This window comes from Streptomyces sp. CNB091 (assembly GCF_000377965.1).
On record NZ_KB899004.1, the window covers coordinates 96,748 to 110,027 of the forward strand.

The following is a 13,280-nucleotide window of genomic DNA, read 5'->3' on the forward strand; positions in this document are numbered from 1 at the left end:
GAGGGTGTCGATAGTCGAACGTCCTGCTGTGCGCCACTCTGTGCTGTTGCTCTTGGGTGATTTGACCCGCTCTGCCCGTAATGGATTCGATGATTTTCGGTCATTCTGAGGGGCGGGGTGTGCGGCCGGATTGCCGCTTCTGTGGATGGCGGAGTGTTCTCCCTCACTTTCTTCGGTGCCGACGGCCGGGCTATCGCTCCGGATGTGAGAATAGTTGTCGGCGCCTCCGGTGGCAGTGTTGCGGGCCGGACTTTCGGTCGGAAAAGTGAAGATCGATAATTTTTGTTTACGCTCTGCATTATCCGACCCCCGGTGCAGGGGAAAAAGTTCGTGTAATTCGGGCACTTTTCCCGGGTGTGTTCGGGGCCCCGTGGGCAAATGAGCCGCTACGGTCCTTCACCAGGTGCGCGCCCGGGTCCGGCCCGGGAGGGGAGCTGCCAGTACCCCGTACGGGCGGCAACGGCGGGCGGGGCCGGGGGTGATCCCGGCCGTAGGTGTGCCGCACCGGCGTTCGTATCCGTTTTCCAGGAATTCCGCGTGAGCGTGAGCGCCTGTCCATTCCGCGTAGTCCAGGAGCCGGACGCCGCCGCCCCCGGCGCCGGTGCCGATCAGGAAATGCCGGGCGAGCAGCCCCGGGGTGGGGCCGGCTCTGCGCTCCTCGGCCGACGCGAGGACCCGGGACCAGGCGCGGGCGGCCCCCAGGCTCTCGAAGCCGTACGTACTGATCACCAGGCACTCCGCCCGTGCGGACACCGGGTGGGCCGCAGTTCTCCGGTGCGGGGCGCACACCAGCGGATCGAACTCCTCGACGGCCGGGACCGAGGTCGTGATCTCCTTGGTGATGGTGTCCCGCTCGTGGCCCTGGAAGGTGGTCAGCTCCCTGACGCCCGCCCACTGCTCGTACGTGAGCACGGTGTCGCCGTTCGTGCTGACGAGGACGTGTACCGCGATGAGTCCCGCAGGCCAGGGAATGTTCGCCCACGTCTCCAGTGAGGCGTCGGCCAGAGTCAGTTGGTCTTGCGGTGCGGTCACCCATCGGTACAACACGGAGACACCGGCATCGGCGCGGGCAATGTCGGGCAGCGGAACACGCGGGGCGCGCATCGGACGAATCCTCCGGAGGGTCGGGTGCCGGATCGAGCGGAGAGCCGGAAGAGGCCGGCGACGGGACGACCCCCGAAGCCGGCCCCTCCGGTCCGCCGTGCCACGGCGCCCGCGCGGGCGCCGCCACGAGTCCGCGGGGAAGTGGGTCAGGAACAGGCCGCGCGCGTACCGGTGATGGTGATGGAGCTCGGGCCGCCGGTCGTGCCGTCGTCGTAGAAGTAGTACGTCTCACCCTTCGCGGCGAACGCCTTCGACGAGGACAGCTTGCCGTTCAGCGCGGAACGGGCCTCGCCGGGCGGACCGCCCGGCAGCGGGTGCTCGACGGTGAAGCGGAAGGATCCGGACCAGCCGGGCGTCCAGGCGCCGTGCCCGACGAAGTACGGGGTGCCGTTCTCGTCCGGCGGTCCGATCAGCTTGACGCTCCGGTCTGTGCGGAACTCCAGCTTCACGTCCGCCGGCGGCATGCCGCCCTCCGACGCCTGGGCGTTCCAGCAGCCGGCGGGCGAGAGCGAGCCCGCCGGGGCCGGTGCGGGCGACGTGGCGAGTGCGGTCGGCGCGGTCGCCAGGGAGGCGGTGAGCAGGGCGCCTGCGAGGACGGTTCCGGCGAGGCGTGTGCGAGGGTGCATGAAGAGTCTCCTTCGGTGGGAGGTGCGGCACATGAGGTGGTCAGGCGGTGCGGGCTACCAGGTCCTCCAGGAGGCCGAGCACCGTGGAGGGCGGCGGCATCGTCGCCATCTCCGCGGCGATGGCCTGCGCCCGCGCGGTGGAGGACGGGTCGCCCAGCAACTGCTCGCAGGCGGCGCCGATCCGCTCTGCGGTCCGCTCGTGCGGCTGGAGGGCCAGCCCGGCGCCGAAGTCGGCGATGCGGTCCAGGGCGGCGCCGTGCGAGGCGTTGTCCCGGTTCTCCATGACGGACAGCTGCGGCACCCCGAAGTGCAGGGCGGTCAGGCTCGTCACCCCGCCGGAGTGGTGGACGATCAGGTCACTCGTGGGGGCCACCACGTCGAGCGGGATCCAGCCGGCGCGGATGCCGTCGGCCTCGGCGCGCAGCTTCGCGGCCAGCTCCTCCGGCGCGGCCACCACGACCTCGACGCCCAGCGCGCCGACCTTGCCGACGACATCCCGCAGGAACTCCAGGTTCAGCCCGCGGCTGCCGCCCGTGACGACCACCCGGCGGCGCTCGCCGCGCCGGAGCATCCACGGCTCGGGCTCGCGCTGCTGGTTGACCGGGGTCCACCGCATCGGCTGGGCGGGCAGCGCGTGGGCGTGGCGGAGGCTCGGCGGGGTGACGTCGACCAGGAGCTGCGGCTCCGGCAGTGCGTCCAGGCCCAGTTGCGCGAGCTCGGGGCGGAGTTCGGCGGTGGCACCGGGGTCGATGCCGTCGAAGTCCTTGCCGTCCCAGGTCTGGCGCACGTACGGGACGCCCAGCCGGTGGGCGAGGAGGGGGGCGGCATACGTGAGGGTGCCGCCGACGACCAGGTCGGGACGCCAGTCCTCGGCCAGCCCGAGCAGCGGATCCATGCTGGCGGCGGCGAGCCTGCCGAACCAGCCGCCGGTGAAGAGCCTTCCCTCGACGGGATTGTCCGGCACGGTGACGGGATTGCCCGCGCGGTCCTTGGTGCGGAAGTGGGGGATGGGGGTGGAGGTCACCGAGAACGGGGTCAGGCCCATGGCGGCGATGTCCGGCAGCACGTTGCGGGGCGCGGCCATGATGACCTGGTGTCCCGCGCTGCGGGCGGCGGTGGCCAGGGGGGTCATGCCGTAGACGGTGGCGGCACTGCCTGCGGCGAGAAAGAGGATCTTCATGGGTGCCTTTCCGGGCGGGATCGGTTGGGTGCGGGCCCTGGGCGGGCGCCCGGGGGTACCAGGGGAGTGCGGCCCGTGGAGGCGCGGCACCGGGCCGGATCCGCGGGCCGGAGACCGGGCGAGCAGGCCACGGGCCACCCGCTCCGAACGCCCGCGGGGTCCCCGGGCCTCGCCACCGGGACGGGCCGCGGGCAGGAGCAGGGGACGGAGTCAGGGCCCCGCAGGCAGCGGAGAGCGCTGGGCTTCGGTCCAGAAGGCCCGGAGCGCCGACTCCAGGGAACGCCCTGCCCGCCATCCCAGAAGTCCCCGCGCCGGACCGGTGTCCACCTGGATCCAGTCGTTCGCCCCGGGGGCCGTCGTCGGAGCCTCCCGTTCCACGACCCGCGCCGGAACCCCGCTGACCCGGATCAGCTCGGTCACCAGGGACCGCACCGGCACGGCCTCGCCCCGTCCGATGCCGACGATCTGCCCCCGCGCCGACGACATCGCGGCGGCGACGACCGCGTCCGCCACGTCCCGTACGTCGACGTAATCCCGGTGTGCGAGCAGGGCGTTCAGCTCCACGACCGCCTCCCTGCCCTCGGCGGCGGCCTCCCGGAGCCGGGCGGCGACCTGCCCGAGCAGGCTGACGTCGGGGGTTCCGGGACCGGCCGCGTTGGCGATGCGCAGCACCAGGGCCCGCACCTCGCCGCGGGCGTCCGCCTCCAGCACCGCCCGGGCGGCGGCGAGCTTGGCCCGTCCGTACGCGGTGGCGGGCGGATCCCCGTACTCCAGCACGGAACCGAGCTGGACGAGCCGCGGCGGCTCGGACAGCAGTCTCATGGCTTCCAGGAGCCTGAGCGTGGGGGCCGTACAGCGCTCCGTCATCTCCTCGGGGGGCGCGCCCCAGATACTGCCGATGGAGTTCACGACGACATCGACCCGCTCCTCACGCAGAACCCGGGCGACCTCGTCGGCGGGGGTGCGCGCCAGGTCGAAGGAGAGGAACCGGTGCGCGGCCAGGCCCGGCAGCGGGCTCCGGGCCACCGCGAGAACCTGATGGCCTGCGGCTGCCGACGCCGCGCACACGTGTCGTCCCACGAAGCCGGTGGCTCCCAGGACGAGAAGGGTGGGCGGGCTCGCGGGCCGAGAGGGCATGAGCTGTCTCCTGGTGCTGGTGGGCAGGAAGGCACAGGAAGGCGGAAGGGCGAGGATGCGCAGGAGCCCCGCCGGATCCGTGCCGACCGGGGCTCAACCACCCTCTGACGTGCCGGGTTTGGGGTCAATACGGCAGATCTTTGGGCACCGGCAACTCATGTCAAGAAGCGTCAAGGGAAGGTGAAGTCGGCCCCGCGCGACGCCGGCGGCGGGCGGGGGGCCGCGCCGACGCCCCGCATCAGGCGGCGGCGACCGCCGGCCGCACCCGGGCGAACACCCGCCAGAACCACCACTGGACCACCACCACCGCGACCAGCACCGGAAGCACCGTCACCGAGAGCAGCCACAGCGACTCCCCGTCCGCGACGGCCTCGCCCAGTGTCAGGTCGCCCGCGCCGGAGCGGGTCGCCAGCACCGTCGTCCCGTGCGCGACACCCACCAGCAGCGGCAGCGCCCAGAGCGGCGCAGACCCGAGCACCAGTGCGGGTACCGCCCGACCGGCCCTCGCCAGCAGGATCGATCCGGCCACGCACAGGCCGGCGCCACCCGCTGCCGCCGCCACCCGCTCCGGGGCGTCGACGACTGCCGCTGCCACACCGCCCACAAGGACCACCAACCCCAGCACCACCGGCGAGGCGACCCGGTTCAGCCGGGCCGCGCGGCGGGCGGCGGTCCCGTCCGCGGGCAGCCCGCGGGCCGCGAACAACGCCCCCTGGCACAGACAGGCCGCCACCGCCAACGCGGCGCACACCAGCGGGAGCGGGTGCACCAGATCGATCGGGTCCGCCACCGGATGACCGCCGGCGCGCGTGGACAGTCCCCGCACCATCGCGCCGAGCACCGCACCCCAACCAGCGGCCAGAACAAGGCTGCTGACGGGCAGTACGGTGTCCCAGACCCTCCGCCAGCCGGAGCCGGGGTGCGCCTGGCGGAACCACAGCGCCGCGTCCCGCAGCAGCCACGCGCACACCAGGGCGAGCACCGGCAGTCGCAGTGCTTGGAGCAACGCGCCCTCCAGCACGGGCAACGCCCCGAACAGCAGGCCCACGCAGGCCACCAACCAGACCTCGTTCGCCAGGAACAGAGGAACCACGAGGCGTCGCATCCGGGCCCGTGAGGCCTCGTCGCCGGAGAACGGCAGCAGCATGCCCACGCCGAAGTCGATGCTTTCCAGCGCCAGATACCCGGCGAGGAGCACTCCCACCAAGGAGTACCAGAAGACGTCCACGGTCGATTCCCGTCAGGAGTGCGAAGGCGTGTGCGGAGAGAGAGAAGGGGCGGGCTCGGGGATTCAGTACGAGGTGACGCGGGCCGCCTCGTCCGGGGCCGGATCTCCGCCGGGGCGGGTCTCGTCCCGGGCGCCCGCGTCCGGGAACAGGTCGTCGTCCCCGAGCAGTCCGCCGTCCGGGCCCAGCCGTGCGTAGTGGGCGATCAGGGAGAAGTTCACGACGGACAGGGCGCCCAGCACCAGGGTGAAGGCGATCAGAGACGCCAGCATCCCGCCGGCGGACACGTCGCCGATCGCGTCCCGCACCGTCAGCTCGCCGGTCACCATCCACGGCTGACGGCCGACCTCCCGGCTGAGCCAGCCGCAGACCAGAGCCACGATGCTCATCGGCAGCAGGACCATCGGCAGCCTCAGCCGGAAGCGTCCCGTGGACGCCCCTTCGGCCCGTCCCGCCTTCGCGGGGAGCCACACCAGTACGAGGAGGACCAGGCCGATCACCAGCATCAGCACGGACGCCACCCCCACCCAGGCGGGCGGCAGCCAGTCGCCCGGCCCGTAGGCGGCCCGCGCCGCCTCCCGGGCCCGCTCCAGACCGGCGCCGCTCTCGCCCATCACCACGGCGTACTTCTCGGGCTGGTACTCCTCGAGCGTCACCAGGTGAACCACGCCCGCACCCGCGGTCACCACCGCGCCGACCCCCGCGAGCCGGGACCCGTGGACCAGCGCCGGGCGGAAGAAGTCGAGATCACGGCCGTGCCGCAGGTGGTAGGAGCTGACGGCGCACATCACGACTCCGGCGAGCAGGGCCACCACACCCGTCAGGTGCAGCAGCGCGTACCAGGTCGCCCCGTTGGTGAGCAGCGCACTCCAGTCGGTGACCCGGGCGACACCGTCGTGCATCGCGTATCCCACCGGCTTCTGCAGGAAGCCGTTCACCACCATGATCCAGAAGGTGGAGGCGTAGGCGGTGAGCGCCACGCCCCAGATGAGCAGCAGGTGGGTGCGCGCGGACACCCGTCCGAAACCGAAGGCCCACAGGCCGAGGAACGTGGATTCCAGGAAGAAGGCGACGACGGTCTCGACGGCCATCGGCGCCCCCACGACGTTGCCGAGGACGTGCGAGAGCCCCGACCAGTTCATCCCGAACTGGAACTCCTGGGTGAGGCCGCTGACGATGCCGAGTGCGTAGTTGATGACGTACAGGCCGCCCCAGAACCGCACCTGGCGCATCCGCCCGGCCCGTTCGGTGAGGTCGCTCGTGCGCAGTGCCCGGGTCTGGAGCACGGCGACGACCGTGACCATCCCGAGGGTGAAGGCGACGAACAGGAAGTGCAGGGTCGCCGTGACGGCGAACTGGAGGCGGGCGAGGTCGACGACGTCCACGTGTGCGTTTCCAGACGGCAGGGAGGGGTGGGTGGCTTGCGGAGAGACCGGGCGGGGATCAGCCGAGGAGGGCGCGGGCGTGGCTGTGGAAGGCGCCCGCGGCCGGATTCAGCCTGCTGCCCGCGCGCTGGGCGAGCCCCAGCCCGGCCCGCAGTTTCGGGCCGGCGATCTCCACCGGGCGCAGTGCCTGCGGGCGGGCCCGGACATACTGCTCGGGCAGGACCGCCACGCCTAGGCCGCGCGCCGCGAGCTCCACGAGCACACCCGGCGCCCCGGCCTCGAAGGCGACCCGCGGGGCGATCCCGGCGGACCTCCAGGCGGCGTCGGCGGCGGCGCGCAGGGCGCTGCCCTCCGGCAGGCAGATCAGGCTGTGCTTCTCCAGCTCCTCCGCGGGGATCGTCCCGGCGCCGGCCAGCGGGTGTTCGTGTCCCACCGCGCAGATCAGCGGCTCGTCGGTGAGCATCACCACGTCCAGCCCGGCGGGCGGGTCCGAGCCGACACCGACGATCGCGACATCGATGCGGCCCGAGCGCACCGCCTCGGTCAACTGCTCAGTGCTGCCCTCGGTGAGGGATATCTCCACCGCCGGGTACCGCTCGCTGAACCCCGCCACCACGCGCGGGAGCTGACGGGAGAGCGAGGACGCGACGGAGCCCACCCTGACCTGCCCGCGGACCAGGCCGGTGACGTCGTCCACGGCGCCCCGGATCTCCTTCATCGAGGACAGGGCGGCGCGGACGTGCGGCAGGACCGCGGCCCCCACCTCGGTCAGTTCCACCCGGCGCCCGCTGCGGTCCAACAGGTCCTGTCCGAGCTCGCGTTCCAGTCTGCGGATCTGCGCGCTCACGCACGGCTGGGTCACGAAGACCCGTGCCGCGGCCTTGGTGAAACTCGCTTCCTCGACCACCGCGAGGAAGTACTCCAACTGGCGCAGCTCCATGCCGGCCAGTTTAAGGACCGGTGCGTCACGTCTCTTCGAAGACCGCGTCAACTTCGGAACAGACGTGCGACGTTGTGTCAGATCAGGGTCAGGTGCGTGTCAGATCGACGTCAAGTGGTCCTTCCCCGCGGCCGGTTCAGGAGCGGGGCGACGGTGCGACGAGCCGGGCGAGGGTGCCCGCCTCGTACCGTTCCCGGCAGGGACGTCGCCGCACCTTCCCGCTGGTCGTCTTGGGCAGCGTGCCGCGCCTGATCAGCACCACGTCGGCGGGCTCGATCCGGTGACGGCGCAGCAGTGCCTCGCCGATCGCACCGACCACCTCGTCCTCGCTCGCGTAACCGAAGATCCGGCTGTCGCCCTCGACCACCACGACGACCGACTCCCGCTCGCCGTCGTCCACCGCGAACGCGGCGGCCGACGCGGGGCGGAGCAGGGGGTGGCTGTTCTCGACGGTGTGCTCCAGGTCCTGCGGGTAGTGGTTGCGGCCCTTGACGATGATGAGGTCCTTGAACCGGCCGGTGACGTGGACCTCCCCGTCGTGCACGAATCCCATGTCGCCGGTGCGCAGGTACGTCCCCTCCTCCTCGGCGCCCACGACGCGGGCCCGGAAGGTCCGCTCGCTCTCCTCGGGCCGTCCGGTGTACCCGGCCGCCACACACGGCCCGGCAGCCCAGATCTCACCGACCCGGCCGGGCCCGGCCGCCCGCAGGGTGTGGGGGTCCACGATCCGCACGCGCGTCCCGCCGACCGTGCGCCCGCAGCTCATCACCGTGGCGGTGGCCGGGGTCCCCGCCGGTACCGGCGCCACCGTGCCCAGGCTCAGCGCCGCCGCGTCGAGGACCAGGGGCCGCGGCTCGTCGTCGGGCGAACTTCCGCTGACCTTCAGGGTGAACTCGGCCAGTCCGTATCCCGGGCACATCGCCCGCGCGTCGAAGCCGTGCGCGGCGTACTTGCCGGTGAACTCCTGCACGGTGTGCGCCCGGACCGGTTCGGCGCCGTTGATGGCGACCCGCCAGCGCGACAGGTCCAGCGGGCCGCGCGCGGTGTCGCTGCGGACGCACAGGTCGTACGCGAAGTTCGGCGCGGCGGCGTGTGTGGCGCCGAACCGGGAGAGCGCCTCCAGCCAGCGCCCGGGCCGGCGTATGAACGCCTCCGGGCCCATCAGGTAGGACGGGCGGCCCGACCACAGCGGCAGCACGATGCCCAGCAGCAGTCCCATGTCGTGGAAGAAGGGCAGCCAGGACACCACCGCCCCGTCGCCGCGGATCGGCCACAGCAGGTCCATCTCGCGGGCATTGGCCCAGAAGTTGGCATGGGTCACCATCACGCCCTTGGGGGTGCCGGTGGAGCCGGACGTGTACTGGAGCAGCGCGACGTCCGACAGCGCGCCTTCATCGAGGGCGGACGCGGCGTCGGACGACGGCAGTTCGTCGGTCGCCAGCAGTTCCAGCCCGTCGAGTTCGGGCAGGTCGCCGAAGTCGGCGAGGATCTGGTCGCGGACCTCCGCGGTGGTGAGGACCAGGGTGGTGCGCGCGTCGTCGGCGACGGTGCGCAGTCGCTCCACGGCCTGGGCGCGCGTCGGCACCTGCAGGGGCGCGCCCTGGATGCCGGCCGTCGTGCAGGCCAGCCAGCTCCGGATGAACTCCAGGCCGTTGGGGTACAGCAGGACGGCGGTCCGCCGGCCGTCCGCCGCGGCCGCCAGCGCGGCCGCACGCGAACGGACGGCGGCGTACAGCTCGGCGTAGGTGGTCTGCTCGCCGATCTCCTCGCCGTTGCGGAGATAGGTGTAGGCGAGAGTGTCGGGTGAGTGCGCGGCCCGGCGGGCCAGCACGACGGGGAGCGGCAGCGGGCCGGCCGCGAGCACGGGGTCCGTCTCCGGTGCGACGGTGTGGCCCGTGACCGTCGTCGTCGTCGTCCGTCCCGTCGCCGACGTGGTCATGCCTGCTCCAGCGTGGTCAGGCCCGGGCGGGTCGCGTTCACGAGGGCGGCCATGTTGCCCGGCGGCTGCCGGTTCTCGTGCATCATCTGGTGGGCCTCACCGATCTGCTCGAAGTCGAACAGCCCGGACAGGCACGGGTCGATACGGCCCGAGCCGACCAGGTGGATCATCGCCCGGCACTGTGCCTGGTTGAAGCCGTGCGAGCCCTGCAGCCGCTTCTGGCGCATCCACAGGAACCGCAGGTCCACATCGGCCGCGTAGCCGGAGGTGCCGCCGCAGATGGTGACCATGCCGCCGTTGTCGCACAGGTACATGGAGGTCGGGATGGTGTCCTGGCCGCTGTGCTCCAGCACCACCTTCGGGGCGCGTCGCTCGCCCAGCGCCTCCCAGAACGCCCGGCCGAAGGCGCGCACCTCCTTCATCCAGCTGCCGAACGCCGCACGGTCGTCCAGGTCGGGCATCCGGCCCCAGTGCTGGAAGTCCCGCCGGTTGACGGTGCCCACCGCACCCAGCTCACGGCAGTACGCGGCGCGCTCCTCGCTGGAGACCACCGCGACGGGCAGCCCTCCCGCGTGCCGTACCAGCTGGATGGCCATGGAGCCCAGGCCCCCGGCGCCGCCCCAGACGAGCACCGGGTCGCCGGGCTGCACGGTGTGCGGGGCCCAGCCGAAGAGCTGCCGGTAGGCGGTCGCCCCGGTCAGGATGAACGCGGCCGCCGCCTCCCAGCTGAGTGCGGCCGGCTTGGGGTGGCACTGGTAGTCCCGCACCAGGGCGACCTGCGCGAAGGAGCCGTAGTTGGACTCGTAGCCCCAGGCCGTCATGGAGGCGGACAGAGTGGGGTCGCCGCCCAGGCGTACGTCGGGGGCCTTCTCGTCCCACTGCGCGCCCGAGAGCATCACCTCGTCCCCGACCGCGACGCCGGCGGCGCCCTCGCCCACGGCGATGACGACCCCCGCGCCCTCGGAGCCGCCGATGTGGAAGTCCTCCGGCTCCCCGGCCTTGTTCCGGGCGGCGATGACGTCGATGGGCTTGCCGAGCCCGGCCCACACGTTGTTGTAGTTGATGCCCGCGGCCATCACCCAGATGAGCACCTCGCCGGGGCCTGGCTTCGGCGTGTCGACGACCTCGGTCGCGAACGCCTTCAGCGGCTCGCCGAAACGGTTCTGGCGGATGAGTGACGCGTACATGGTGTCCGGGACGGTGCCGAGAGGCGGCATCTCGCCCAGCTCGTACAGGCTCTTGCCCATGGGTCTTCACTCCTGGTCTCGGTAGATGCGGTGCAAGGGAATGGCGCGGAGCCGGTTCAGCCGCGCGCGGCGGTGGGCGACGCGCTCATCGCACGCCGGGCGGCGGGAAGGAGGTGCGCTCGAAGGGGTAGCCGGGCAGTCCGGTACGGCGCGGTGCGCTCCCGCCCTCGTGCAGTGCGGGCCAGCGCACCTCCACCCCGGCCGTCCACAGCGCGCCGAGCGCGCTCAGCAGCACCTTCACGTCGGGCGCCGGGTCCTTGGGGTGCGGCAGGCTCTGCACGGTGAGGTGCTGGGCGCGCAGCTCCGCGTGCCGTCGGGCCAGCGACGTCAGTGTGGCCCCCGGCCCGACCTCCAGCAGGACGCTGCCCTTCAGGGCGTGCAGAGTCTCCAGAACGTCGTGGTAGCGCACGGCGTGCCGCATGTGACGGCACCAGTAGCCGGGCGTGACGATCTCCTCGGGATTCGCCCAGGTGCCCGTGGTGTCCGAGACCACCGGTATCACCGGCGCCCGGAAAGTGACGGAGGAGAGGAAGTCCGCATACGCGTCCACCACCGGGTCGACCAGCGAGGAGTGGCCCGCCCCCGGGATCTCCAGCAGCCGGGTCTCCAGGCCCTTCGCCGCGTGCTCCTCGACGAAGGCGGCGACCGCGTCGCGCGGCCCGGACACGGTCATCTGCTCGGGACCGCTGAACGCGGCGATGCCCACGCCGTGCGGCAGCAGGGGCAGCAGCTCCGCCTCGGACAGCCGGACCGCGGCCATCGCGCCGGGCGCCAGGCTCAGCAGCAGCTCGATGCGGCGCACCACCATCCGGACGCCGTCGGCGAAGGAGAACACCCCGGCGACGCAGGCGGCCGCATAGGCTCCGAGGCTGTGCCCGACGACGGCCGCAGGCCGGACGCCGTGCCGCTGATACGCGCGCGCCAGGCAGAACTCCAGGACGAAAACCGCGAGCTGGGCGACCGCCCCGTTCTCCAGAGCCAGCTGGGCGGCCCCCTCCGCTTCGGGGCCCTCGGGGTCGAGCACGGCGAGCAGGTCGACGTCCGCCTGGCCGTGCACCCGCTCCGCGCACTCCCGCAGATCCCTCCGGAAGCGGGCGTCGGCGCGCAGCAGCCCGCGCGCCATGCCGAGATGCTGGCCGCCGTGCCCCGGGAAGGTGAACACGACCTGCGGTGTGCCGCCGGAACTCCGCCGCTCCGTACGGGCGTTGCCGCTCGTGAGCGCCTCCGCCGCCTCGGCGGCGTCCTGCGCCACGACGAAATCCCGGTACGGATGGGCGCCGCGCCCGCTCTGCAGAGTCCACGCCGCGTCCCGCAGCTCCACGCCGCGCCCGGAACCCCGGACCTCGCCGTCCTGTTCGAAGTGGAGCCCCAGCCCGGCGCGTACGGCTGCGAGCGCGTTCGGTGTCCGGGCCGAGAAGGGCAGCAACTGCCACGAGGGCGCGTCGGGTTCGGCGACGCCACTGCCGAGGAGAGCCGGGCCGGGGCCGAGGAGCACATGGGCGTGGACGCCGAACGTCCCCGCCACGTCGACGGCGGCGAACCCCTGGTCCGCGGCGGTCGGCCCGAGGGCGCCGGTGCGCGCCTGCTCACCGAGTCCGAGCAGCGCCTCGACCAGCGCGGCCGCGGCGGGCGCGGTGTCCGTGACATCGTGGCCCCCGGGCGCGCGCACCGCCGCCACCGCGTCCGGAGCCAGGCCGGCGAGGCGGAGCGAGGCGGAGGCCAGGCGGGCGGCGCAGTCCTCGGTGGATTCGAGGGCGCCCCGGGTGCCGAGCGCGGTACCGGCGACCACCGCGTGGATCCGGTCGCCGTCCTCCACGGCCGCCGCGAGCGGCTTCAGTACGAGTACGGCGCTCCCGGCCCCCGGGGCGCCGGGAGCGCCGGGCACCGCCACCGAGCCCGCGAGCGCCACGTCGCACTCGCCGCCCAGCAGCGCCTGTACCGCCGTGTGCAACGCCACCACCACGGTCGCGGCGCCCGCCTGCGTGGACACCGCGGGCCCGTTCAGGCCGAGCTTGTAGGCGACGCGCGAGGCCAGGAAGTCGGCTCCGGTGGCGGCCCGCACCTGCCGGTCGTCGACGTGCGGCAGCAGGTCCGCGTGGCGGCGCAGCAGGGCCGCGTGGCCGGTCGTGGAGCCGCCCGCGTACACCCCGATCACCGCCTCCTTGTCGGCCGGGTCCGCCCCCGCGTCCTCCAGCGCGTGATGGGCGCACTCCAGCAGGACCCGCTGCTGCGGATCGAGCACGACGGCCTCGCGCGGGGAGACGCCGAAGAAGCGGTGGTCGAAGGCGTGCGCGTCCAACGGCCGGCCGTCCGCGGCGCCGGCGGGCCACCGGGGGCCGGGGCCCCCGTGCGGGCGTTCGCCGAAGCGCGCCGCCACACCGATCACGGCGATCACGCTGTCGGTGTCCGGCCGCGTCGCGTCCTGCGCGGAGCCCGACGCCGTGTCGGTCCCGGGGACCGCGGCGCCGCCGGTCTGGGACTCGGTCATGCCGGGCC

At 73.0% G+C, this 13,280-nt stretch carries 10 protein-coding genes; all 10 read right to left on the reverse strand.

The annotated features are described in order from the left end of the window. Window positions 1-396: 396 nt before the first annotated feature. Window positions 397-1,104 carry a hypothetical protein gene (locus D581_RS0125445; protein ID WP_018960008.1) on the reverse strand — a complete coding sequence of 236 codons (708 nt, stop codon included), beginning with the start codon at window positions 1,102-1,104 and terminating at the stop codon, window positions 397-399. 146 nt (window positions 1,105-1,250) lie between these two features. Beyond that, window positions 1,251-1,730: a hypothetical protein gene (locus D581_RS0125450; protein WP_018960009.1), complete on the reverse strand. Its 480-nt coding sequence runs from the start codon at window positions 1,728-1,730 to the stop codon at window positions 1,251-1,253. A 40-nt stretch (window positions 1,731-1,770) separates the two neighbouring features. Continuing rightward, window positions 1,771-2,910, reverse strand: coding sequence for a glycosyltransferase (locus D581_RS0125455; protein ID WP_018960010.1), 1,140 nt, complete (start codon window positions 2,908-2,910; stop codon window positions 1,771-1,773). 210 nt (window positions 2,911-3,120) lie between these two features. After that, window positions 3,121-4,047, reverse strand: a complete 927-nt coding sequence (locus D581_RS0125460) for an SDR family oxidoreductase (protein WP_026290903.1) — start codon at window positions 4,045-4,047, stop codon at window positions 3,121-3,123. Between the two features lie 238 nt (window positions 4,048-4,285). After that, window positions 4,286-5,275, reverse strand: a complete 990-nt coding sequence (locus tag D581_RS0125465; RefSeq protein ID WP_018960012.1) for a cytochrome d ubiquinol oxidase subunit II — start codon at window positions 5,273-5,275, stop codon at window positions 4,286-4,288. A gap of 63 nt (window positions 5,276-5,338) precedes the next feature. Then, window positions 5,339-6,658, reverse strand: coding sequence for a cytochrome ubiquinol oxidase subunit I (locus D581_RS01000000137710; protein WP_018960013.1), 1,320 nt, complete (start codon window positions 6,656-6,658; stop codon window positions 5,339-5,341). Window positions 6,659-6,716: 58 nt separating this feature from the next. Next, the gene (locus D581_RS0125475) at window positions 6,717-7,598 is read right to left on the reverse strand and encodes a LysR family transcriptional regulator (protein ID WP_018960014.1); all 882 of its coding nucleotides are present in this window, start codon (window positions 7,596-7,598) and stop codon (window positions 6,717-6,719) included. 136 nt (window positions 7,599-7,734) lie between these two features. Next, window positions 7,735-9,537, reverse strand: coding sequence for a fatty acyl-AMP ligase (locus tag D581_RS0125480; protein ID WP_018960015.1), 1,803 nt, complete (start codon window positions 9,535-9,537; stop codon window positions 7,735-7,737). Then, the gene (gene ccrA, locus D581_RS0125485; protein WP_018960016.1) at window positions 9,534-10,784 is read right to left on the reverse strand and encodes a crotonyl-CoA carboxylase/reductase; all 1,251 of its coding nucleotides are present in this window, start codon (window positions 10,782-10,784) and stop codon (window positions 9,534-9,536) included. Before ccrA ends, D581_RS0125480 begins: the two co-directional genes overlap by 4 nt. A gap of 85 nt (window positions 10,785-10,869) precedes the next feature. Then, window positions 10,870-13,272 carry a type I polyketide synthase gene (locus D581_RS01000000137715; RefSeq protein ID WP_018960017.1) on the reverse strand — a complete coding sequence of 801 codons (2,403 nt, stop codon included), beginning with the start codon at window positions 13,270-13,272 and terminating at the stop codon, window positions 10,870-10,872. Between the last annotated feature and the right edge of the window lie 8 nt (window positions 13,273-13,280).